The organism is Marinobacter sp. L-13 (assembly GCF_056857715.1).
Map to the genome: position 1 here is coordinate 49,718 of NZ_JBSXNQ010000066.1, position 23,716 is coordinate 73,433.

The 23,716-nt window shown below is 59.4% G+C and carries 19 protein-coding genes and 1 riboswitch; of the genes, 5 read left to right on the top strand and 14 right to left on the bottom strand.

Going from position 1 to position 23,716, the window contains the following annotated elements; genetic code table 11:
- Positions 1 to 43: 43 nt before the first annotated feature.
- The 5 genes from AC13DD_RS18835 to AC13DD_RS18855 all read right to left on the bottom strand — a co-directional run bounded on the left by AC13DD_RS18835 (position 44) and on the right by AC13DD_RS18855 (position 4,945).
- Complete coding sequence (locus AC13DD_RS18835) at positions 44 to 394, bottom strand: RidA family protein (RefSeq protein ID WP_008177087.1); 351 nt, start codon at positions 392 to 394, stop codon at positions 44 to 46.
- A gap of 72 nt (positions 395 to 466) precedes the next feature.
- On the bottom strand, positions 467 to 1,231 hold the full coding sequence (locus AC13DD_RS18840) for an ABC transporter ATP-binding protein (RefSeq protein WP_273155713.1): 765 nt from the start codon (positions 1,229 to 1,231) through the stop codon (positions 467 to 469).
- Positions 1,231 to 2,205 (bottom strand): FecCD family ABC transporter permease, encoded by a 975-nt coding sequence (locus AC13DD_RS18845; RefSeq protein WP_053113674.1) that lies wholly within the window; start codon positions 2,203 to 2,205, stop codon positions 1,231 to 1,233. The genes AC13DD_RS18840 and AC13DD_RS18845 overlap by 1 nt, the downstream gene beginning before the upstream one ends.
- Positions 2,192 to 3,076, bottom strand: a complete 885-nt coding sequence (locus tag AC13DD_RS18850) for a cobalamin-binding protein (RefSeq protein ID WP_273155715.1) — start codon at positions 3,074 to 3,076, stop codon at positions 2,192 to 2,194. The genes AC13DD_RS18845 and AC13DD_RS18850 overlap by 14 nt, the downstream gene beginning before the upstream one ends.
- A 30-nt stretch (positions 3,077 to 3,106) precedes the next feature.
- Positions 3,107 to 4,945 (bottom strand): TonB-dependent receptor plug domain-containing protein, encoded by a 1,839-nt coding sequence (locus AC13DD_RS18855; RefSeq protein ID WP_053113671.1) that lies wholly within the window; start codon positions 4,943 to 4,945, stop codon positions 3,107 to 3,109.
- A 135-nt stretch (positions 4,946 to 5,080) separates the two neighbouring features.
- Positions 5,081 to 5,303, bottom strand: a riboswitch (cobalamin riboswitch).
- A 122-nt stretch (positions 5,304 to 5,425) separates the two neighbouring features.
- Between AC13DD_RS18855 and AC13DD_RS18860 the strand changes: the two genes are divergently transcribed.
- Both AC13DD_RS18860 and AC13DD_RS18865 read left to right on the top strand, forming a co-directional pair.
- Positions 5,426 to 7,300 (top strand): putative nucleotidyltransferase substrate binding domain-containing protein, encoded by a 1,875-nt coding sequence (locus AC13DD_RS18860; protein WP_014579070.1) that lies wholly within the window; start codon positions 5,426 to 5,428, stop codon positions 7,298 to 7,300.
- Positions 7,293 to 8,021, top strand: coding sequence for a 3'-5' exonuclease (locus AC13DD_RS18865; protein ID WP_008177073.1), 729 nt, complete (start codon positions 7,293 to 7,295; stop codon positions 8,019 to 8,021). The genes AC13DD_RS18860 and AC13DD_RS18865 overlap by 8 nt, the downstream gene beginning before the upstream one ends.
- Position 8,022: 1 nt before the next feature.
- On the opposite strand, the gene msrB is transcribed toward AC13DD_RS18865, so the two are convergent.
- The 3 genes from msrB to AC13DD_RS18880 form a co-directional block, all read right to left on the bottom strand.
- Positions 8,023 to 9,246 carry a peptide-methionine (R)-S-oxide reductase MsrB gene (gene msrB, locus AC13DD_RS18870; protein WP_273093822.1) on the bottom strand — a complete coding sequence of 408 codons (1,224 nt, stop codon included), beginning with the start codon at positions 9,244 to 9,246 and terminating at the stop codon, positions 8,023 to 8,025.
- 79 nt (positions 9,247 to 9,325) lie between these two features.
- On the bottom strand, positions 9,326 to 10,825 hold the full coding sequence (locus tag AC13DD_RS18875) for a sensor histidine kinase (RefSeq protein ID WP_092031316.1): 1,500 nt from the start codon (positions 10,823 to 10,825) through the stop codon (positions 9,326 to 9,328).
- A gap of 2 nt (positions 10,826 to 10,827) precedes the next feature.
- The gene (locus AC13DD_RS18880) at positions 10,828 to 11,529 is read right to left on the bottom strand and encodes a response regulator transcription factor (protein WP_092031318.1); all 702 of its coding nucleotides are present in this window, start codon (positions 11,527 to 11,529) and stop codon (positions 10,828 to 10,830) included.
- Positions 11,530 to 11,689: 160 nt separating this feature from the next.
- Between AC13DD_RS18880 and AC13DD_RS18885 the strand changes: the two genes are divergently transcribed.
- Complete coding sequence (locus tag AC13DD_RS18885) at positions 11,690 to 12,271, top strand: QsdR family transcriptional regulator (protein ID WP_014579065.1); 582 nt, start codon at positions 11,690 to 11,692, stop codon at positions 12,269 to 12,271.
- Between the two features lie 162 nt (positions 12,272 to 12,433).
- On the opposite strand, the gene AC13DD_RS18890 is transcribed toward AC13DD_RS18885, so the two are convergent.
- The 5 genes from AC13DD_RS18890 to AC13DD_RS18910 all read right to left on the bottom strand — a co-directional run bounded on the left by AC13DD_RS18890 (position 12,434) and on the right by AC13DD_RS18910 (position 19,593).
- A complete protein-coding gene (locus tag AC13DD_RS18890) occupies positions 12,434 to 13,849 on the bottom strand; it encodes an aldehyde dehydrogenase family protein (protein WP_008177061.1) in 1,416 nt (471 codons plus the stop codon).
- Positions 13,850 to 13,859: 10 nt separating this feature from the next.
- Positions 13,860 to 14,966: a zinc-binding dehydrogenase gene (locus tag AC13DD_RS18895; RefSeq protein ID WP_008177059.1), complete on the bottom strand. Its 1,107-nt coding sequence runs from the start codon at positions 14,964 to 14,966 to the stop codon at positions 13,860 to 13,862.
- Between the two features lie 72 nt (positions 14,967 to 15,038).
- Complete coding sequence (locus AC13DD_RS18900; protein WP_053113658.1) at positions 15,039 to 16,223, bottom strand: acetyl-CoA C-acyltransferase; 1,185 nt, start codon at positions 16,221 to 16,223, stop codon at positions 15,039 to 15,041.
- A 164-nt stretch (positions 16,224 to 16,387) separates the two neighbouring features.
- A complete protein-coding gene (locus AC13DD_RS18905; RefSeq protein WP_092031321.1) occupies positions 16,388 to 18,481 on the bottom strand; it encodes a 3-hydroxyacyl-CoA dehydrogenase NAD-binding domain-containing protein in 2,094 nt (697 codons plus the stop codon).
- Positions 18,482 to 18,768: 287 nt separating this feature from the next.
- Positions 18,769 to 19,593 carry an IclR family transcriptional regulator gene (locus tag AC13DD_RS18910; protein WP_088826290.1) on the bottom strand — a complete coding sequence of 275 codons (825 nt, stop codon included), beginning with the start codon at positions 19,591 to 19,593 and terminating at the stop codon, positions 18,769 to 18,771.
- 276 nt (positions 19,594 to 19,869) lie between these two features.
- Here AC13DD_RS18910 and AC13DD_RS18915 point away from each other — a divergent pair, with 276 nt between their 5' ends.
- On the top strand, positions 19,870 to 20,799 hold the full coding sequence (locus AC13DD_RS18915) for a 2-hydroxyacid dehydrogenase (RefSeq protein ID WP_053113652.1): 930 nt from the start codon (positions 19,870 to 19,872) through the stop codon (positions 20,797 to 20,799).
- Positions 20,800 to 20,841: 42 nt separating this feature from the next.
- On the opposite strand, the gene AC13DD_RS18920 is transcribed toward AC13DD_RS18915, so the two are convergent.
- Entirely contained in the window at positions 20,842 to 22,203 is a 1,362-nt protein-coding gene (locus AC13DD_RS18920) for a hypothetical protein (RefSeq protein WP_053115515.1), read from the bottom strand.
- Positions 22,204 to 22,386: 183 nt separating this feature from the next.
- On the opposite strand from AC13DD_RS18920, the gene AC13DD_RS18925 reads away from it, so the two are divergent.
- Positions 22,387 to 23,556, top strand: a complete 1,170-nt coding sequence (locus tag AC13DD_RS18925) for an acyl-CoA dehydrogenase (protein ID WP_273069118.1) — start codon at positions 22,387 to 22,389, stop codon at positions 23,554 to 23,556.
- Positions 23,557 to 23,716 lie beyond the last annotated feature (160 nt).

Genomic DNA, 23,716 nt, shown 5'->3' on the forward strand with positions numbered 1-23,716 from the left:
CGACTTCTCAGGCCGACAAATCGCCAGACCTTCCCGGCTGCCGTCAGGACGTTGCGGCAATCACCGAGATTTCCACCAGCAACTCCGGCGACGCCATCTGAGCCTGAACGCAGGCCCGGGCCGGCGCCGTACCTTCAGGCACCCAGTTGTCCCACACCTCGTTCAGGGCTTTGAAATCGGCCATGTCTGCCAGGTAAATGGTTGCCGAAAGGATTCGATCGCGGCTGGAGCCGGCGGTCTCGAGCAGCTCGTCCACTTTCTCCAGCATCCCGGTTACCTGGGTATGAATATCGGCGTTACGGTCCTTGGCAACCTGACCGCAAAGGTAAGCAGTGCCGTTGTGTTTTACGATCTTGCTCATTCGGCTGTTGGTGGAAATACGTTCAATGGTCATGGTGATGGCCTTGTTGGGGGGATTTGAGTGACTATATAACCAATAACGGGCTCGAGGATAAAGCCTCACACTTCAGCCCGGCACAAACACCGGAAAACCATCCAGTTCGGCAGATAGCAAACGCTGGCCAAACAGGCTTTCGAGTGCAGAAGTCACCAGCATGTCGCGGGCCGGTCCCCAGCAGGCCTGGCCGTCGGGGTACAGAAGGAGGATCTGGTCGCACCATCGCGCAGCCAGGTTGAGGTCGTGGAGGCACATGAACAAGCCCCGGTCGCACGCTGCCTGCTGGCGCAGCAGCTTCATAACGGCGGTCTGGTGCTGTAAATCCAGGTGATTGGTGGGTTCGTCCAGGAGCCAGATTTCGGGGCTTTGGGTCATGAGGGTAGCAATGGCTACCCGCTGGCGTTCACCGCCGGAGAGGGTGTTTACCAGGCGATCTTTCAGGTGGATCACGTCCAGCTCTATTAGAGCCCTTTCAGCAATCGCGAGGTCATCACCACTCTCCATCTGCCAAGGCGATAACCAGGGGTGGCGGCCGATCAGGGCGGTTTCCAGTGCCGTTGCCGGGAATCCATCCTGCCGGTCCTGAAATACCAGGCCCATGCGTTGCGATACGGTCTTGCGGCGGATGCCGTCCAACGGCGTTCCATCAAGCAGCAGCTTTCCGCTTCTGGGCTCCCGCAATCCTGCGAGAGTATGGAGCAAGGTGGTTTTACCCACACCGTTAGGGCCCAGCACGCCCCAGACCTGTCCCGGTTCGATGGCCAGATTCAGGGGAACGCCTGAGCTGCGGCCCGGAATGTCGATAATCAGCGCTTCGGTTGCCAGGCGTGTCATCATCGGCTCCTATACAGCAGGTACAGGAAGGTCGGGACGCCGATCAGCGCGGTGATCACCCCAACCGGCAACTGCTCCGGCGCAATCACCACCCGCGCCAGGGTATCCGCCAGCACCAGCAGCGTACCGCCCGCCAGTGCGCAGGCCGGCAGAATCAGGCGCTGGTCGTTGCCCAGCACCAGCCGCAACATGTGCGGTACCACCAGGCCAACGAAACCAACCGAACCGGCCATGGTGACGGCGGCTGCGGTCAGCAGGCTGGCCATCAGGTAGATCGACCATTCCAGTGGCCGCACCGAAACGCCCAGCGCCGCCGCCTGCAGGGAGCCCCGTGCCAGCACGTTCAGGGCCCGGCCCAGAGGAAACACCATCAGGCATACGAGCACAAGAATGATCAGTCCCGGCCACGGAGTGGCGGCGTGGGAAAGATCGCCCATCAACCAATACAGCATGCCCGGCAATCGGCTGGCCGGGGTCATCGAGAGGATCAGGGTAATCATGGCGCCCCAGCCGGCGGCGACCACCACACCGGTAAGCAACAGCCGCGATGGGGTCCAGCTGCCACTACCGTGAGCCAAACCAAACACCAGCAGGGTGGCCAGCATGGCACCTGCAAACGCGGAGCCGGATATCAGAAAACCGGCAGCGCCGGCCAGCATGGCCAATAACGCACCCACTGCCGCGCCACCAGAAAGCCCCAACACATAAGGATCGGCCAGGGGATTTCGCAACAATACCTGCATCAGTGCCCCGGCCACGGCCAGCAATCCGCCAGTTGCGAACGCGCTCAGGGTGCGAGGCAGGCGCAGCTCCAGAATCAGCGTTTGCTGCAACTCGGTGCCACTGCCGGTGATCACCCTCAGAGTGTCACCAAAACCGATGGACGTACTGCCAATGCTGACGGAGAGCAGTGCCGCCAGAAAGCCCGCCAGCAGCAGAATCAGGAGGGGCTTGGAAGGGCTAGAGATTGGCACGGGCCTGCTCCAGGGTCTGACACAGGTGCATGGCACCCTCTGCCATACGTAGCGTCGGGCGTGCCAGCAGGTCAGGTGGTTCAAGGAAGAGGTTGCCCGCGGCTACCGCTGCCAGGCCCGGAAACTCACGCCAGGCCTCCAGCCACTGCCTGTCGTCCGACGACCCGGCGGTAATAATGACTTCAGGGTTGGCTTCGAGAACCGCCTCCCGGCTGATCCGGGGCACCAGCCGTGGCAGCCCGCCAAACACATTCACTCCGCCGCACAGGGTTATGGCCTTGCTGATCAGCTCGTCCCGGTTCACGGTCATCAGTGGCTGGTCCCATATCTGGTAGAACACCTTAACCGGTCTGGCATCGGCATACTGAGCTTCAAGCGCGGCCATTTCTGCACGAAACGCTTCGGCCCGCTCATTGCCCAGATCCGGTAATCCTGTCAGCAACGCCAGATCCGATACCGCCGCGGCAATGTCGTCAAACGTCCGCGGAGCAAGCCAGAAAACGTGAATGCCAAGATCTGACAGGCGTTCCAGCTGGCTGCGGGAATTGCCATCCACCCAGGCGACCACCAGGTCCGGCGCCAGCGAGACAATGGCTTCCAGGTCCAGGCGATTGCTGTCGCCCACCTGCGGTAAGTTCTCCGCCTCTGGCGGGTAGTCGCTCCAGGCACTCACCGCAACGACCTTTTCGCCGGCACCGGCGGAGAACAACAGCTCAGTGGCACCCGGTGACAAAGAAACAATACGCTGCGCTGGCTCGGCCAGGCATACCTTCTGGTTCAGTGCATCGCGTACGCAGGGTCCCTGGGCCTGCGCCAACGAGGGCGCAAGCAGAGACAGTACACACAGTGCAGCGAGCCATAGGTGCCTCATAGAGGGCGGGAGCCTCTCAGATCAATGAATTTACTGTTGGAAATCATAGCGCACCGAGGCCATGAAGGTTCGTCCGGCGGCCAGATAATCAAAGGGCGCGAAGGTCGCACTGTCATATCCGATGCTGGTGGCATACCGACGATCCAGCATGTTATCGACCTTGAATGAGGCCGACCAGCCAGGCTGGAAATTCCAGGCCGCTCTCAGGTCTACCGTGCCATAGCCCGGCAGCAGACTGGTATTTGCCGCATCGTTATAGCGGTCACTCTCGGCAATAAAGCTGGCGCCCACCGACCACTGGGAGAACAGGCGATCAATATCCAGACGCACGTTTTTTTCCGCGCGGCGTGGTAAACGGGCGCCGGTATCGCGATTCTCGGTATCCGCGTAGGTTACTGCTGCCGCCAGATTCCAGTCAGCCGTCTCGATACCGGAAGAAACCTCAACGCCACGGATTCTGGCCGTCTCGACGTTTTCCATGGTGCCCTCAAAGGTCACCGGGTCCGACACGTAGGTAATCAGGTCTTTCACGTCGTTCTGATAAAGCGCAATGTCCCAGTACCACCGGTCATATCGCCCGGAGAAACCGGCTTCGACCATCTGCCCCTCTTCCGCATCGAGGTCAGGATTACCGGTGTAGAACGGCACCGTCAGGTAAAGGTCATTAAAGGTGGGTGCCCGGAACGATGTCGCATAGCTGAGGCGAAAGCGATGGGCGCGGTCCAGCTGGTGACCGAAGGCCACACCGCCAGTCTCCTCTTTGCCATAGGCCTCGTTGTCATCCAGACGCAGACTGAGCATCAGATCGGTGGCATCAAAGTTCAAACGGCCCTGACCGAAAACCGCGCTGTTGGTCCGGCTGTCTTCTGTGAAATTGCTGGTGCCATCCACTTCGTCAAGCATGACCTCCGTACCCAGAACCAGCTCATGAACACCGGCCGTCAGGGTGTTTTCCCAGCGCGCGGAGCGAGACAGGGTGTCGAACGTGCTGGGATTGGCTCCGAAGGTATCCTGTTCGTCGCGAGCTTCCGAGAACTGGATACGTGTACGCCAGTAGTCACTGGCAACCGCTTCCAGATGCAGCCCCATGGCACGAATCAGGAAATCGGTATCACCGCCTTCAAACTCGGTATTACCTTCAGACTGGAAAACCGTCAGTCCTGCGCCGCCGCCCTGGTCAAAACTGTGGCTCAGTTTGGCCAGGCCACCAGCGTTCCGGAATCCTTTGTCCTCGCCGCCAGCACGCAGGTTCGTGCCATCGGTATCCGAATAAACGCCACCGGCCAGGAACGACGAACGGCCTTCCCGGCCAGCCAGCCCGGCCGTTGCCTCACGGGTTTCATGGGAACCGCCTTTCAGCTCGCCCCAACCCTGGCGCCCGGCCTCCGGTTCCAGGGTGAACGCCTGGATGACACCACCCACCGCATCGGCACCGTAGAGGGAACTCTTCGCACCTCGCACCAGCTCAACCCGTTCCATCAATTCGGGAGGCAAAAACTGCCAGGGTGGGATACCCGCAGAGGCCGAGCGCAGGCGGATACCATCGAGAAGCAGCACGGTACCTGAGCTGCCAGCGCCACGCAGGAATACGCTGGTAGTCTTGCCGTAACTGCCGTCCGACACCACGTTGATCCCCGGCTGGGCGCGCAGCAGGTCGCGGAATTCCGCGGGCTGTTGCCGATCAATATCCTCCTTCTCGATGACCGTAACCGAAGACAGGCTCTCCCCAACGGTCTTCGGCCCCAGTGTCGCGGTAACCACGATGGGATCCAGGGCATCGGATTCAGGGGCAGACTGGGCCGAAACGGCCAGAGGCAGGGCGGCCATGGCAACGCCGGCCAGTAAAACAGGGCTTTGAATTCTGAACATGAAACTTGCTCCGCACTCCGCGCGCACCCGCACGGGAATCTGGGTTTTGTTGCGGAACAGGGAATGGGGGCAGGCGGTAGACAGGTGTCAGGAGAGCGGAACCGGCATATCACCCACCCAGGTTGCCCACCGCAACATCGGGTGTTTTTCCAGGCCGGTCTCCGGGCTGGCAGGCGGAACCCTGGGTTCCCGGGCAATCACCTTCCCATGTCGTGGCGACACAGTGGCGCATAGATTGCCGTTGTCCTGCTTACCGTTGCGGGGGCAGCATCGGCCTTGCACTGGCATTACCAGGCTCACCGATTTCCCGTTTCACCCGTCGCGCTTTGCGACGGACACCTGAAAAAAGTGTGGCAAGGCTAGCAACACCCGGGTAAGCGGTCAATGAAATCCATCAAAGGTCGACATGGCCGCAGACCTCTGCCACTGCTATATTCCATGACTGACAATCACTTATTCTTCGCCAGAACAGGGAGTTTTATGCAGGCCGAGCTGGTCGACATCCGCAATCACATGGCTCAATACCCGCCGTTTGACGAGATGGCCGAGGAGCTGCTCGACAGAGTGGTTGGCGACATCGAGATTGTGTACTTCAAGGCCGGGAGCCAGATCCTCGAACTGGGTGACCCGAGCAGCTGGCTGTATTACGTGCGCAGTGGCGCCGTCGAGATCTATCGGCGCACCGGGGAGCTGTACAACCGCATCAGCGAGGGCGAAGTCTTCGGCCAGTTTGGCCTGCTGATGAACAGGAAGGTACGCTTCCCAGCCAAAGCCCTGGAAGACGTCCTGCTTTACAAGATTCCTTACGATACGTTCCAGTACCTCTGGGAAAATGACGACAACTTCGCCGATTTCGTTGAAATTGAAGACCGAAGCCGCCTGCGATCCGCCGTTTCCCGTCGCGAAAAGTCCAACCAGCTGATGACGTCCAAGGTTACCCGGTTGATTGCCCGGGAGCCGGTATCAGCGCCCCACACCGTTCGCCTGCAGGAAGCGGCGCGGATCATGACCGAAAACGGCGTCTCCGCACTGCTGCTGATGGACGAGGAAGGTGAAAAGCCCCTGCTCAAAGGCATCATTACCGACCGGGACCTGCGCACCCGGGCCCTTAGCGAAGCCCTGGCCTCGGAAACTCCGATCAGCGAGATCATGTCGGAGGATCTGATCACCATCCGCTCGAACATGTTCATATTCGAGGCCATGCTCACCATGCTGCACAACAATGTGCACCATCTTCCGGTGATGGATCGGGATGAGGTTCGCGGCGTGATTGCGCTGTCTGACATCGTAAAGTACGAGAGTCAGAGCAGCCTATACCTGGTCAGCAACATCTACCATCAGCAGGATGTAAAAGGGCTGAAGAAGATCAGCCTGGATGTGCGGGACAGCTTTGTTCGCATGGTGAACGAAGATGCCAACTCCCACATGATTGGCAGTGCCATGGCCGGTATCGGGCGCAGCTTTACACAGCGCCTGCTGACACTGGGCGAGGAGAAACTCGGCCCCCCACCCGTGCCCTACTGCTTTATGGCCCTCGGCTCCATGGCGCGGGACGAGCAGCTGGTGGTCACGGACCAGGATAACGCCATGATCCTGGACGACAGCTTTGTGCCGGAAGAACACGACGAATACTTCCTGGCGCTGGCGAAATTTGTCAGCGATGGCCTTGCGGAGTGCGGCTATACCTACTGCACCGGCGACATCATGGCCACCAACCAGAAATGGCGGCAGCCACTGCGCGTCTGGAAGGACTACTTCACCGACTGGATTGATAATCCGAAAGCCGAGGCTCTGTTAAACAGCAATATTTTCTTTGATCTGGATGGCATCTACGGCGAGACCGACTTTGCCGAACAGCTCAAGACACTGGTGGCGGACAAAGCCAGCAACAGCCAGCGGTTCCTGGCAATGCTGGCGCGCAACGCCCTGAACCGCACGCCGCCGATCGGCTTTTTCCGGACTTTCGTGCTGGAAGAGGATGGCAAGCACCAGAAGACCTTCAACCTGAAACGTCGCGGAACAGCGCCCCTGTCGGATCTGATCCGGGTTCATGCCCTGGCCTGCGGCTCCCGTGCACAGAACTCGTTCGAACGACTGAAAGCCATTGGCAACACCAAGCTCCTGCTGGACGACGATCTGGGCAACCTGAGGGATGCGCTTGAGTTTATCTCCATCGTTCGTATCCGACACCAGGCCCTGGCAATCGAGGCTGACCGGCAGCCGGACAACAACGTACGGCCCGAAGACCTTTCACCGTTTGAGCGCAGCCATCTCAAGGATGCGTTCCAGGTAGTCAGCGGTGCCCAGAAGTTCCTGAAATTCCGGTATCACGCCGGGGTGGCCCGTAATGTCTAGTGAGGAGCAGGCCGAGAATTCTGTTACACGCCTGCCATGGCCCGAGCAATTCAAGGCCCTGGCGGAGCAGAGCAAGTCCCCGATTCTTAAAGCCTATTACGAGAGTGGGTGTGTGTCGCCGGAGACGCCCTTATCCGAGGTGCCCTTTGTCGCGCTCGATTTCGAGACCACCGGGTTGGACGCCAATCAACATTCGATTGTCAGTATCGGTCTGGTGCCGTTTACGCTCGACGGCATCCAGCTGGGCAAAGCCCGCCACTGGATCGTGCGGCCCAAGCTCCCGCTACACCAGACCTCGATTACTATCCATGGCATTACCCACAGTGATATCGACCAGGCCCCGGATTTGAACGATATCCTGAAGGATCTGTTTGCCAGCCTGAACGGGCGTATCCCTGTGGTTCACTACCGCAACATCGAGAGATCGTTCTTCGACGTTGCCCTGCAATGGCGCTTGGGGGAAGGAATCCGGTTTCCGTTGATCGATACCATGGCCATTGAGGCTCACCTGCACCCGGACCGAAACCCGTCACGCTGGCAACAACTGCTGGGGAAGAAGCCCGTGTCGATTCGCTTGGCTGATAGCCGGCTGCGTTATGGGCTGCCTCACTATGCCGCCCACAACGCCCTGATTGATGCGGTTGCCACGGCCGAACTCCTGCAGGCCCAGGTGTTGCACCATTTCAGCCGGGACACCCGGGTGGCGGATTTGTGGTTGTAAGTCAGGCGTCGCTCTCCGGTCTGACGTCATCAACCCATTTGCCGTAACCGGCCTCTTCCATCTTCTCCAGCGGGATAAAGTCCATAGCCGCGGAGTTCATACAGTAGCGTAGTCCGGTTGGCGCAGGACCATCGTTGAAGACATGGCCAAGGTGGGAATCCGCGTGGCTGCTGCGGATTTCCGTACGGGTCATGAAGAACGAGTTGTCCTCACGTTCCACCACCGCGTCTGGTGTGATCGGCCGGGTAAAGCTGGGCCAGCCGGTACCGGATTTGTACTTGTCCCGTGAAGAAAACAGCGGCTCGCCGGAGACAATATCCACGTAGAGTCCTGGCTTCTTGTTGTCCCAGTATTTGTTGTTAAACGCCGGCTCGGTGCCGTCTTCCTGGGTCACCTCGTACTGCATATCCGTCAGGCGCTGCTTCAGGACATCCTGGGCCGGCTTTTCAAAGCTTGCCGGATCGAAGCCAACGCCCATCTGGCCGGGCTCTGTGCTGGCGCTTTCATCGTCCACCAGATCGTCACTGGCGTCCACTGTGGCATTCTCCTGGAACCGGGTGTAATCGAGCTCGTAATCTTCGCCATACACCTTCTCGATAAACTGATAGCGTCCAGAGTTGAAGGTGTAGAAGTTGTAGCGCACCGGGTTTTTGTCGTAATAATCCTGGTGGTATTCCTCCGCCGGGTAAAATTTCTCAAACGGCACGATTTCGATCACCACGGGTTTCTCGTAAACTCCGGATGCCTCCAATTCTGCAACGGCCGCCTCGGCCAGGCGCTTCTGCTCAGCGTTATGGTAGAAAATAGCAGGACGATACTGCTGGCCGCGGTCCACAAACTGACCCTGATTATCGGTCGGGTCCATCATCCGCCAGAGCGCCTGCAACAAGCCCTCGTATGTCATTTCGTTGGGGTCGTAATAGACCTGTACCGCTTCGGTATGGCCAGTCTGCCCCGAGGCAACCTGCTTGTAGGAGGGGCTTGCCTCTTTCCCACCAGAATAGCCCGAGACTACTTCCACCACGCCCGGCACCCGCTTTTCGTACCCGGCCTCAACACACCAGAAACAACCGCCAGCAAAGGTCGCCACGGCCAGACCCGGTTGATCCGGTGCGTATTTGCTCATCTGCGACTCCGACTTTTCGGCAACCGCGTAGGTGGTGAACAGACCAACTGCAGAGACAAATGCCACTGCGGAAAACAGACCCATAATCTTGCGTTTCATCAGATATCTCCTTCACGTGATTCCATACCTACAGCGTAGGGCGGTGGATTCACGAAAACGTTCACCAGGTATTACGAATTCATAACGCTGTGGATTTTTCGCCGCCCGCGACCGAGCTGTCGCGGGCCAGGGGCAGCCAGACACTGAAAACGGCGCCATCGGCATTGCGTACCGAGAGTTTTCCCTGCTGCAGCGTCACCATTCGCTGGGCAATCGCGAGCCCCAGACCGGCATGGCCCGTCCTGGACGCACCTGCGGCCTGATAAAAGGGTTCGAAGACGTGCTCCAGGTCCTCATCATCGATACCGGGGCCAGCGTCGGCGACGGTAATTTGCGCACCCCCGGCCTGTTCGACAACGCCCAGTGTGATCTCCGTATCTTTCGGCGAATGGCTGAGGGCGTTGCTGATCAGGTTATCCAATACCCGCTCGGTCATGGCGATATCCGCCAGCACCTGGACCGGAGCGACGGAAACAATCGACAGGGCAACGCCTGCGCGCTCCGCCTCGGGTTGGTGCTTCTGCACCACGTCATGCAGCAGTTCGGCAACCACAAACGGTTCCGTCTTCGGCTGTTTCTCCCGGGCATCCAGTGCGGCAAGTTCAAACAGTTCCTCCACAAGACGACCAAGCCGGTGGCTTTCGGTCAGGGCCACATCCAGGAAACGTGCCCGCTCCTCGGCGGCGAGCGTGTCCTGTTTCATGCGCAATGCTTCGATATAACCCTGGATGGATGCCAGTGGCGTTCTAAGGTCGTGGGAGACCTGGGCAACCAGCTGCCGGCGCTGGGCATCCTTGTGTTTCAGAAGGTCCAGCTGGGCAACAATTCGCTGGGCCATCTGATCGAACCGGGCGGCCAGGTAATCAATGTCATCGCCTTTGCCCGCCACCGCGGCGGCGCGCTCCGGAGACATGCCGCGCTCGAAGGATTCCACCCGCTCGGTCAGCCGCGACAGCCGACGCGTCAGCAACCGGAAGAACACCAGCCCGGCCAGCAAGCCGACGAACAGGCTCACCGCCAGCGCGCCCGCGCCTAACTGGAGGAGCCGGTTACTGTGCACCATGCTCTCGGCCAGGTCGTACTCCTCGCCGCGCAGAACCACGTACAGATAACCCGTTGGATCCGCAGCCGAAGGCACCGGCGTTACCGAGAAGACCTTCCGCCGGTCATGACTGCGCGGATCATCGCCGGGCAGTGGGTAAGCGCCCGGGTTTTCAAGCAGCGTGCGTACCGGTTCCAGGGATACCCGGTTGCGCTTGATCTTGTTCGGGTCGGCGGAGTAGGAAAGGATATTACCTTCGGTATCCAGCAGGTAGATTTCGATACTGGGGTTGATGGTCATGTACAGCTCGAAGAGCTGCTTCAGGGCATCGCGGTTGAGCTTGCCATCGGTAACCAGGTTGCGGTCAGACACCAGGTTACGGGCGAGGTCGCGGTTCAGCTGCTGGTTGACCGCAGCCGAGTATTCCCTCACCGAAGCCAGACTCAGAAAGGTAAAGAGCCCACCCACCACGAGCAGCAGCAGGAACAGACCGATCGCCAGCCGGGCATAAAGGGTGCGGAAGACAGACAGGGCCATCGCTAATCCATGAACCGATAGCCAACACCCCAGACCGTCTGGACGTATCGTGGGTCGGCGGGATCGGCTTCAATCTTGTTGCGCAGGCGGTTGATGTGGGTGTTCACGGTATGCTCGTAGCCCTCATGGTTGTAACCCCACACAGAATCGAGCAATTGCGCCCGGCTGAACACCCGGCCCCGATGGGAGGCAAAGTGCCAGAGCAGGTCGAACTCGCGGGCGGTCAGGTCCACTTCCCGATCATCCACAAACACTCGCCGGCGAACCGGATCAATCCGAAGCCCGTCCACCTCAATCTCATCAGCCTGACCGCCGGCAGGCGCTGCCTGAGAGAGTGCGTCTACCCGTCGGAAAAGCGCTTTGACGCGCGCTGCCAGCTCCGCCACGCTGAACGGCTTCGTCAGGTAATCGTCCGCGCCCATCTCCAGGCCCAGGACCCGATCCAGCTCTGTGCTCTTTGCCGTCAACATCAGAACCGGCACATAGCCCGGGCAGGCACGAATCTCGCGGCACACCGCCAAACCATCCAGGCCAGGCAACATCAGATCCAGAATAACCAGATCGACGCCGCCCTCACGGAACCTTTCCAGGCCGGTGTCCCCCCGGTCCACGAGCACGGGCTTCATTCCCAGATCTGAAACCTGCATACGGACCAGCTCACCGATGCCGGGGTTGTCTTCAATAATCAGTACCGTTCGCGTCATGGTGATGGGCTTCGCTGAATTTGCCGGAGGCTTTCGATGCTTTCATGGCAGAGTGTAGGCGGAAAAGTTCACAAAACCATCACAAGCCGTCAGAACCGCGCGCATAGCCGGCTCCGGGTTTAGCCGTTAAAATGAATCCAAATTCGGGCATGAGGTTTCAGTGGCAGACAAAACCGTAACCAGGGCAACACCGGCCGAGGCGTTCAAGCGAGCACGTCGCATGTGGCTCAAGGGTGAGCGCATTCACTTGGCGCCGCTGGCTGATGAGCTCGGAATTGGCCGCGCCACCCTGTTTCGCTGGGTCGGCAACAAGGATCTGCTGATCGGCGAGATTCTCTGGTCCCTGTACGAACCCCTTTGGCGACAGGCCATGGCCGAAACGCCCGGCACTGGCGTGGACTACATTGTCGGCGTGTACCGCCGCACCAACTCCGCGATCCTGCACTTCGAGCCGCTGCGGCGATTCATCAACCAGGACCCGGAATATGCCCTGAAGATCCTCACCTCGTCCCAGTCGATCCTGCACACTCGCACGGTCGAAACCAACACGCGGATGCTGAAAGACCAGGTAGCGGCCGGGCATATCAAGCCACCAATGAACATCTTCAGCCTGTCTTACTTCATGATTAGACTGGCAGAGTCCTGCCTTTACAGCGACATCATCGCCGGACGCGAACCCAGGGAAGCAGAATTGGAGGATGCCTGTACGGCCGTGCGGATTTTGCTTGGGGGGAAGGCCTAGGGCTTACAGGCTTTGGGGGCTGGCCCCGAGGCGAGGGTGTCTTTTCTTCTGGGAAAAACAACTCGCTTCGCTCAGACATTTTTTCCCGGCAGAAAAGACACCCCCACCCCGTGGCCGATCTAACTCTCAGGGCCACCGATCGGCAGCCCAGCCTATCGGCATTTACAGCTGCAAAGACCGGATTTCCAGAAACTCCTCCAGTCCCCACTTGCCAAATTCGCGGCCGATACCGGAATGGCCGAAGCCGCCAAACGGTGCCATCGGGTTAAACGCACCACCGTTCACGAATACCTGGCCAGTGCGCAGCTTGCTGGCAATTTTCTTGGCCTTGGCGTCGTCGCCGGACCAGACTGCACCGGAAAGGCCGTACTGGGTGCCGTTGGCGATTTTCACCGCTTCTGCTTCGTCGTTGTACGGGATCACGCACAGCACCGGCCCGAAAATTTCCTCCTGGGCGATGCGGCTGTCCGGTTTTACGTTGCCGAAGACGGTCGCCTTGACGAAGTAACCTTTCTCGCATCCCTCGGGCGCTTCCGGCCCACCGGCGATGAGCTTGGCACCTTCCTGGATACCCAGTTTGATGTAGTCGATCACCTTGTCACGCTGCTGGGCAGACGACAGCGGGCCCAACCGTGTGGTTTCTTCCAGCGGGTTACCCGGGGTCATTTTAGCCACGGCAGCGGCGGCCAGTTCACAGGCCTCGTCGTGCTTGTCGGCCGGAACCAGCATGCGGGTGAGTGCGGTGCAGGTCTGGCCGGAGTTCAGCAGGCAGTTGTTGATGGTACCTTTAACAGCAGCCGCCAGGTCGGCGTCCGGGAGGATCACGGAGGCGGATTTGCCGCCCATCTCCAGAGCAAAGCGTTTGAAGTCATCGGCTGCGGCGTGGGCGATCAGGTTGCCGGTGCGGGTGGAGCCGGTGAAGGACACCATGCGCACATCCGGATGCTTGATCAGGGTATCACCCACGGTATGACCATAGCCGCACACCATGTTGAACACGCCCTTGGGCAGGTCTGTGCCATCGAGGATCTCGGCAAGGATAAACGCCGTCTGGGGGGCGATCTCCGAAGGCTTGAGCACCACGGTGCAACCGGCCGCAATCGCCGGAACGATTTTCAGGATCACCTGGTGCAACGGGTAGTTCCAGGGGGTAATGCAACCAACCACACCGACCGGCGCATATTGCACCTCGGAGTTGCCGGACTGTTCGGTAAACGGGAAGTCGGGCAGCAGTTTCAGGTAGCTCTTGGTCACGGCTGCCGGCATACCAGCCTGGATCGGCGTGGCCAGCTTGATGGGCATGCCCACTTCCCGGCAGACGGTCTCGGCGATTTCCGGCGCGCGCTCTTTCAGGCCCGCGTGCAGCTGTTCCAGCACCTTGATCCGTTCTTCCAGGGTGCTTTCCGACCAGCTTTCAAACGCCGCATCGGCGGCGGCAATGGCCTGTTCCATTTCATCCGCGCCGGCGGCGGGAACGCGGGCAATCACGTCACCGGTGCCAGCTTCGTGAACGTCGATCATGTCACCGGCCCAGCTAACCCATTGGCCGTTGATGTAGTTCCTGTTCAGCTCGTTCATGCTTCCCCCTTCATTCAAATACGATAACGCCACGGGCGTTCTTGCCTGCCACCATATCATCGAACGCCTGTGCGGCTTCTTCTATGGTGTAGGTACGGGTAACCAGTTCATCCAGTTTGAGTTTACCAGCCTTGTAAAGACCCAGGATCCTGGGGAAATCGTGCTGCGGCCTTGCCGAACCCAGCCAGCTGCCTTTCAAGGTTCGCTCGTCCGCCGGCAGGGTGAGGGTGGTCAGCGAGGTCTTGTCCTTCGGATCTGCCACACCCACGACCACGGCGGTACCGCCACGGCCCAGACTCTTGTAGGCCTGTTCCACCACCGGCCCGGCACCGACGCATTCGAAGGCGTAGTCAACGCCGCCGGTCATTTTCTTCACAGCCTTGGCGGCGTCCTCCACCTCGTTGATATTCACGGTGTGGGTGGCACCAAACTCTTTCGCCATCGCCAGCTTGGCGGGGTTGCTGTCCACCGCCACGATCATCTCGGCGCCGGCGGTCACGCAGCCCTGGATCGCGTTGAGGCCAACGCCACCGATGCCAAACACGGCGGCTCGGGAGCCGGGCTCCAGCTTTGCCGTATTGAAGACAGCGCCGACACCGGTCATCACAGCGCAACCCACCAGGGCGGCGTTCTGCATCGGCACGGTTTCGTCCACTTTCACGCAGTTGTCCACGTGCATGGTGGCGAACTCGGCCATCACGCCGCAGGCGCCGAAGACGTTCAGGGGCTCGCCGTCCGCGCCTTTGGTTCTGACCGTGCCATCCGGCAGGTTGAACATGGCCTTGCGGGCGTTCTCACAGAGCACCGGGCGGCCACGAACACACTGGCTGCATTTGCCGCACATGGATATGAAGGTACTCACCACATGGTCGCCTTCCTTGAAGGCCGTGACGCCCTCACCGACTTCGACAACCACGCCTGCGGCTTCGTGCCCCAATACAAGGGGAGGCGGGTAGGGAATCTTACCCGTGGTGGCGGACAGATCGCTGTGGCAAACGCCGCAGGCCGCGATCTTGATGGTGATTTCATCCCGCTTGGGACCTTCCACCGTGATGGTTTCCACCTGAACAGGCTGCCCCCATTCCCGGCAGACGACGGCTTTTGCTTGTCTGTCCATGCATTTCCCCTTTTGGTCAACAAGGGGTCGAAAGAAAGCATTCTTCTGACCCCGATCTCATACAGGCCGGCTTCAAACCACCTCGAACAGGCCAGCAGCACCCTGGCCACCGCCGATGCACATGGTGATCACCACGTATTTCGCCCCACGGCGCTTGCCTTCGATCAGGGCGTGGCCTGTCTGGCGGGCGCCGGTAACACCAAAGGGGTGGCCGATGGAAATTGAGCCGCCGTTTACATTCAGCTTCTCCATGGGAATGCCCAGGCGGTCACGACAGTAAATCACCTGCGACGCGAAGGCTTCGTTCAGTTCCCACAGATCAATGTCATCCATGGTCAGACCATTGCGCTCAAGCAGGCGCGGAATCGCATACACCGGGCCGATGCCCATCTCATCCGGCTCACAACCCGCCACAGCGAAGCCACGGAAAATACCCATGGGTTCAATGTTGTGCTTCTCGGCATAGGTGCTGTTCATCACCGTGCAAACGGAGGCGCCGTCCGACAGCTGGCTGGCGTTGCCCGCCGTGATGAACTGCTCCGGACCACGCACCGGCTCCAGACCCGCCAGGCCCTCAAGGGTCGTATTCGGGCGATTACACTCGTCACCTTTCAGGGTCACCTGCTTTTCACTGACCTCACCGGTTTCCTTGTCCTTGACCAGCATGGTGGCATCGAAAGGCACGATCTCATCGTCAAACTTGCTAGCCTGCTGGGCCGCCGCCGTGCGCTGCTGGGAGATCAGCGAATACTCATCCTGGGCTTCACGGCTGACGTTGTAGCGCTTGGCGACAATATCCGCCGTCTCAATCATCGAAAGGTACAGCTCGGGCTTGTTCTTCATCAGCCACTCGTTGGTGGCGTGGAAGCTATTGATCTTCTCGTTCTGCACCAGGGAAATGGACTCAACGCCCCCGGCCACCATGGCGGGTACTTTCTCGGACACCACCCGCTGTGCCGCCAGGGCAATGGACTGCAACCCCGAGCTGCAGAACCGGTTAATGGAGAACCCGGCAGTGGTCACCGGAAGACCGGCGCGGATGGCCGCCAGACGGGCAATATTCCGGCCCTGGGCGCCCTCCTGGTAGGCCGCGCCCATGATCACATCCTCAACAATAGACGGATCAATACCTGCGCGCTCAACAGCATGCTTGATAACGTGACCTGCCATATCCACGCTGTGCGTGTTGTTCAAAGAGCCCCGGTAGGATTTCGCAAGGCCGGTGCGCGCGGTGGAGACGATTACTGCATCAGACATAACAATGCCCTCAATTTTTGAAACATGTAGGTCGGGTTAGCCTAAACACTCAGCTAAGCCGGTCGTGGGGCGGGGTGTCTTTTCCGCCGGGAAAAGATGTCTGAGCAAAGCGAGTTGCTTTTCCCAAAGGAAAAGACACCCCGCCCCGCGACCCGCCCGCCAAGTTACAGGTCAGCGAACTTACGGCCTTCAGCAACCAGCTTCTCGAGCAGAGCCGCCGGCTCCCACTGCTCGCCACCAACGGTATCCTGGTACTTCTTAACCGCTGAGAGAATGGTGTCCAGACCTTCCTGATCGGCCCAGAACATGGGGCCACCGCGATAGGCCGGGAAGCCATAGCCGTAGATCCAGACAATGTCGATATCCAGAGGACGATCGGCGATGCCTTCTTCCAGGATCTTCGCGCCCTCATTGATCATCACATACACGCAGCGCTCGAGGATTTCCTGGTCGGTAATCTCCCGGGGCGTAATCCCCTGTTCCTTGCGGAACTGCTCGATCAGCTGCTCCACTTCCGGGTCGGGAATCGGCTTGCGGCTACCTTCCTCATACTTGTATACACCTGCCTGGGTCTTCTGACCAAGGCGGTCCTGTTCGGCAAGCTTATCCATCCAGCTGGCGGAAATGTCTTCACCGGCCTTGCGGCGCTCTTCGCGAATCCGGTAACCCACATCGATCCCGGCCAGATCGGACATCGCAAACTGCCCCATGGGGAAGCCGAGATCGGTCAGCACCTTGTCGACCTGCTGCGGGGTGGCGCCCTCGTCCACCAGGGACATGGCTTCAGTACCACGCTTGTGGAGCATCCGGTTGCCGACAAAGCCGTAGCAGTTGCCCACCATGACCCCCACTTTCTTGATCTTCTTGGCGACCGCCATCACCGTGGCTTTTACCTCGTCGGAGGTCTTGCTGCCACGCACGTTCTCCAGCAGCTTCATCACGTTAGCCGGGCTGAAGAAGTGCATACCCACCACATCTTCCGGGCGCTTGGTGGCAGACGCAATCTCGTCGATATCCAGGGTGGACGTGTTGGACGCCAGGATCGCACCCGGCTTGCAGACCTCATCAAGCTTGGCAAAGATTTCTTTCTTGATGGCCATGTTCTCGAACACCGCCTCGATGACCAGGTCAACGTCCCGGAAATCGTCGTAGGTCAGGCTCGGGGTGATCAGCGCCATCCGCTGTTCCACCTGCTCCTGTGTCAATTTGCCCTTCTTCGCGGAGTTCTCATAGTTGCGGCGGATGATGGCCAGGCCCTTGTCGAGAGCCTCCTGTTTCACTTCAACGATGGTGACCGGAATCCCCACGTTGACGAAGTTCATGGCAATACCGCCACCCATGGTCCCGGCACCAATTATGCCAACGCTCTTCACGTCACGAACCGGCGTATCCTTCGGCAGTCCCTTGACCTTGGAGACTTCACGCTCCCCAAAGAACGAATGGATCAGACCGGCGCGCTGGGGCGACTCCATGCATTCCATGAACAGTTCCCGCTCGCGCTTCATGCCTTCGTCGAAAGGCAGATTGAACGCCGCTTCCACAGCGTCGACACACTTGAACGGGGAGAAAAGACCCCGGGCCCGCTTCTTCAGCTCGTCACGGAACTGGTCGAAGACATCGCTGCCCTTGTCAGCCTCGATCTTGTCGGTGATATCGCGAACACGACGCACCGGCTTGCCTTCATCGACTACTTTCTGCGCGTAGGCCATGCCGATAGCGCGGATATTGTCGCCTTCTTCCACGGCATCGAGAATGCCCAGGGCCAGAGCATCCTTGGCACCGACAAATTCACCGGTGGTGATCATTTCCAGTGCTTTCTGAGCACCGGTCAGGCGCGGAAGCCGCTGGGTACCGCCGGCGCCGGGCAGCAGGCCCAGCTTCACTTCCGGCAGACCCACCTTGGCACTGCTCACCGCAACCCGGTAGTGACAGCTCAGAGCGGTTTCCAGACCACCACCCAGAGCCGTTCCGTGGATCGCGGCAACCAGCGGTTTGTCGCTGTTTTCAAAGGTGTTGACCAGTGTCGGCAAGGTGGGCTCCTGCATGGGCTTGCCGAATTCACGAATGTCGGCGCCGGCAATGAACGTGCGCCCTTCGCAAACCAGCAGAAGCGCCTTGGCCTCGGCATCTTTCTGGCCCTGCTCCAGGGCTGCGAGCAGACCAGAACGAACAGCCTGGCCGAGGGCGTTTACCGGCGGGTAATTCACGGTAATAACGCCGATGTTGCCTTCCCGGTTATAGCTAACGACCTCAGACATGATTTCTCCTCGCATTCTTTCTGAAATATGGTTTTAACTAGCGAAACATGCGTACGATTTAATACAAGTTCTTTGGTGGTTTCAACCACCCATTAAACTACAGGCACAAAAAAACCGCAGGGGTTCTTCTGCGGTTTCTTGGTTTGGAGTTTGTCGGGAGGTGGCGAGTAGGCCCTACAGAAACACGCTGTGAATACATCCTTGTACGCTCGGCTCCGCCATCCATGGCTCCGCACGGTTTCTGTAGGGCCTACTCGCTACCTCCCTTCGTTACTTCACGGCTGTTATCAAACACCCAAAGATTCTATATCGCCTGCCAGCATGGCCAGCTGGTGGGCAATGGAACCCCGAAGCTTTTCCGCCGGCACCAGATAGGACGGCGCAGCGCAGGTCAGGGCCATGATGGTGCCATCCTGCAAGTGAATGGGCACGCCAGCAGAGTTGATGTTCCGGTCCCATTCGCCAATGGACAGGCAAAAGCCGTGCTCCTTGTAGTCCTTCATGGCCTGGTCGAGGCCCTGCTTCTTCTCTGGCCAGGCATCACCATATTTCGCGGCCATGGCGTCGTCGATCACCAGGCGGGCCTTGTCGCTGACGGCGCAGTAGTAGGCGCGGCCGGCGGAGGTACTGGCCATCGGCAGTTTCAGGCCGATATCCATGCGCAACAGGGAGGCTTCCGGTGGCAGACGGTTTTCCACGTAGATCATGTGCAACCGGTCCCGGCAGGTGAGGCCAACGGACATGTTGGTCTGGCGGGCGAACTCGTCCATGTAGGGCTTGGCCAGCTGACGCACCTTGAGATTGGACACGTAGGCATAGCCAAGCGCCAGCACCCCGGAGCTCAGCTGGTATTTCTCCAGTTGGGTGTTGTAGCTGAGGTATCCCAGCTTGGTGAGGGTATAGGTCATCCGCGACACGGTCGGCTTGGGCAATCCGGTGATACGGGCAATGTCCTGGTTTCCCAGGATGACAGGACCCTGGCTGAAGGCCCGGAGCACGTCCAGGCCGCGGGACAGGGCCTCGACAAACTTGCGGTCTTTTTCCGGCTTCACGGGCTCACCGTCAGTGGATGCCACTTTCAGTTCGGGTGAGATCTGCTTCTTTCCTGCCATAATGGGACGTCCTCCAACCGCGTCGCCCGCTCCGGTAACCGGTGTATTAATATGGTGAATAACAAAGGATTCATGATTTTAATCGCTGCAGAAATCAAGTACCAGAAAGTCTTTTCAAAATCCGCACCAAATATGAAACACTTATCAATTATGTTTCAAAATCAGAATCGCATGGCGGTATCGAATACCGACTTTCAACGTTTTCGCGGATACCTTATTCTGCATTGCAAAACAAATTAGCAGCCAATGAACCCCGTGGCGACCCCCGGAGGCAAAATGAAAATTCTATTTGTGGCAGGCGACCCCAAACCAGAACGCTGGACGGTACCGATCCTGGAGCAATTACCGGACGCCGAGGTTTATGTCTGGAACCCAAACGGCCCAGCCATCGATGCGGATTACGCCATTGTCTGGCAACCGCCCGAGGCGCTGTTCGAACGGGAAAAGCATCTCAAGGCGGTATTCAATCTCGGGGCGGGCATTGATGGCCTGCTCAAAGTGCCCAACCTGCCGGCCGACCTTCCGGTGGTGCGCCTGGAGGATGCCGGCATGTCGGCGCAGATGGCAGAGTACGTGCTGCACCAGTTGCTGGAGGCAAGCCGCGAGATGGAAACCTATCGGGAGCAGCAACGCCAGGGTATCTGGAAGATCCATCGCCCGATCAAACGCAGCGAATGGCCGGTGGGTGTCATGGGACTTGGCCACATTGGTAAGCGTGTGGCCCGCACTCTGTCCAATCTGGATTATCGGGTGAGCGGCTGGGCCCGCGGGGACCATAGCCTGGAAGGAGTCAATACCTACGCCGGTCCGGATCAGCTCGGCGACTTTCTGAAAACCACCCGGGTTCTGGTCAACACCCTGCCGCTGACTGATGAGACCCGGAACATCATCGACTATGAATTACTTAGCCAGCTCCAGCCGGGCGCCGTACTGATCAACGTTGGCCGGGGTGAACACCTGGTTGAGGAAGATCTGCTTCGGACGCTGGACGAGGGCAAACTGTTGCGCGCCTCGCTCGACGTGTTCCGGAAGGAACCGTTACCGGAGGAGCACCCATTCTGGCAACGAAAAGAAATCACCATCACCCCACATATCTCGGCCCGGACCCTGAGGGACGCCACCATTGAGCAGATCACCCGCAAGATTCGGGATCACGCCGAGGGCCGCGCCATTTCCGGCATTGTAGATACTGACCGGGGTTACTGAGCTCTGGCACCAGAACACAACGGCACCGGCCACGCCCGCTCGTCAGGCAAGGCCGGGTGCCAGCCATGCCACCAGCGCTGTCAGCACCAGCAGCACCGGGAGCGCAATCAGCACGAACAGTCCGTTCCAGCGGAACGCCACCACCCATCGTGAGATCTGCCCGAAGCGGGCCAGCAACATCACCGAGGGGCCAAAAGGCGACAGCATCATGGCGAGGGAGAAGCCGATAACCAGTGCCACGGCGACCGGCAAAAGCTCCATCCCTTCGGCCACCAACTGGGGCAGCAAACCAGCCTGAACACTCAGGACCGTGATGGGAATGATCCCGATCATGGAGAACATGGGCATCATCAGCATACCAACAACGGCGACCAGGAACACGCCGCCACCAGTGGCGACAAGGCCGGCAAGCGCATCCGCTGGAATGACAGCAGACAGGGCCACTCCCAGGATGGCAGAGGCGGCAAAAATGGCCATTTCGTTCTGCATGGCCCATACCTGGCCCACACCCTCCTTCAAAACCGGCATGAGCGCCCGCTCCTGCCAGAGCATGTAAAGCAGCGTAACGGTGGGCACCGACAACATAGCCGCCACCGACACCTTGAAACCGGTCGTCGCCACCAGGCCCGCCATCACCGTGAATACCACCAGGATCAGCGCAAGCAGGCGCCCGGTGCCCGGCAACCAGCCTTCAACGGCGATGCGCTCACTGCTGACCTTGCGGAAGCGCCGCTGTTCCAGCACCCAGCCAATCAGCACCATCAGAAGCGCCGCAACCAGACCGAATGGCAGCAGCTGTGACCAGCTGAGTTGCGGCAGTTCGCGGGTAAGAATCGCCACCGCCACACTGGTGGGCGCCACCAGCGGCACCAGGGCAAAGCCCCTGAGGGCACTGATCAGAACGCTCCGTAACCACTGCAGGCGCGACTCGCCGCTGATACCGCGCTCACGCAGTGTTTCAGAGAGGCTTCCGCACAACAGGTTCATCATGCCAAAGCTCAGAACCGTGGCTACGCCACAACTGACCAGGGCGTACTTGGGATAAAGCAGTATGGGCTTTCCACCCAGCAGCACATCGTGAATCCGGCGCAGTACCTCGAACCGGCGCACAAGGCACTGCATCAAGCCCAGGCTACCCAGAAACGCGGAATAGAAGGCCGCGTCAGACGCCGCTTTCAGCAGTTGCCCGGCGTCGAGAGATCCGCGCCAGGCGAAGCCGCCAAGCACCAGCAGGGCGATTACCAGCAGTATCCGGGCGTACCCCTGCAGGCGACCGGCCCCAGCCAAAAAGGCAGATACAAACATACCCCCCGCTACAGCACTGAGCTCGCGGCTCTCCAGGCAAATGGCCACCAGCTCGACAACCACCGCCATGGACACCAACCACTGGAGCATGCCACTCAACACGGGGGCACCTGGTCAGGCTTGAACACCGCTTGCATTTCCATAACACCCGGATTAGTCTTTCGTAAGCAAATTACAAAACTGTGTTTCGCTTAATGAAACACCGTTGACACAAAGATAGCACAGATTGGCCCCTCGCCCCTAGCGCTGGGCTTTAACTATTCGCTTTCAGGAGAGTAAACAATGGCTTCCGCACCCTGGAATGACCTGCTGGGTTTCGACGCCCAACTGGACGAAACCGAGCGCCAGGTCCAAGACAGCATCCGCAGCTTCTGTGACGAGCAACTGATGCCCGGAATCACCGAGGCCAATCGACATGAAAAGTTCGATCGCTCTATCTTCAACCAGATGGGCGAACTCGGCATGCTGGGCGCGACCCTGCCGGAAGAATACGGTGGGCCGGGGCTAAACCATGTCTGCTACGGCCTGATTGCCCGGGAAGTGGAAAGGGTTGACTCGGCCTACCGCTCCGCCCTGAGCGTTCAGTCTTCTCTGGTGATGTACCCGATCTATTCCTACGGCAAGGAAGCGATGAAAAAACGCATCCTGCCCAAACTGGCCTCCGGCGAATACGTCGGCTGCTTTGGCCTGACTGAACCTGATCACGGTTCCGATCCAGGCGGCATGGAAACCCGGGCCAAGAAAGTGGACGGAGGCTACCTGCTGAGTGGCTCCAAAACCTGGATCACCAACTCCCCGATTGCCGATGTTTGCGTAGTCTGGGCCAAACTGGACGGCAAGGTGAACGGTTTTGTGATCGAGCGCGAAGGCGCCAAAGGCCTTGACACCCCAAAGATTGAGGGCAAATTTTCCCTGCGCGCATCGGAAACCGGCTCCATCTTTATGGACGAGGTGTTCGTTCCGGAAGAGAACCACCTTGAGGTGGAGGGACTGAAAGGACCGTTCAGCTGCCTTAACAAGGCCCGTTTTGGCATCAGCTGGGGCTCGCTGGGCGCCGCTGAGTTCTGCTGGCACGCGGCCCGCAACTACACGCTGGAGCGCAAGCAGTTTGGCAAGCCCCTGGCCGCCAACCAACTGATCCAGAAAAAACTGGTGGATATGCAGACCGAGATCACCATCGGCCTTCAGTCGGTTCTGCAACTGGGCCGCATGATGGATGCCGGCACGGCAACGCCGGATGCAATTTCGCTGCTCAAGCGCAACAACTGCGGCAAAGCCCTGGACATCGCCCGGGTTGCCAGGGACATGCACGGCGGCAACGGCATTTCCGACGAGTACCACGTGATCCGCCACGTGATGAACCTCGAAGCCGTAAATACCTATGAAGGTACGCACGATGTCCACGCCCTGATTCTGGGGCGGGGCCAGACCGGTATTCCGGCTTTCAGTTGATCTCGCCCGGTTAACCCCCAATCGAGTAGGAGGGGGAGTTACCTCCCCCGTCCTCTCACACCACCGGGCATACGGTTCCGTACCACGGCGGTTCATGGTCGGCTCTGAAGCCGAGTCATCGTATCCAGCAAGCTTACCAGAGACAGACGGTCGAATACCC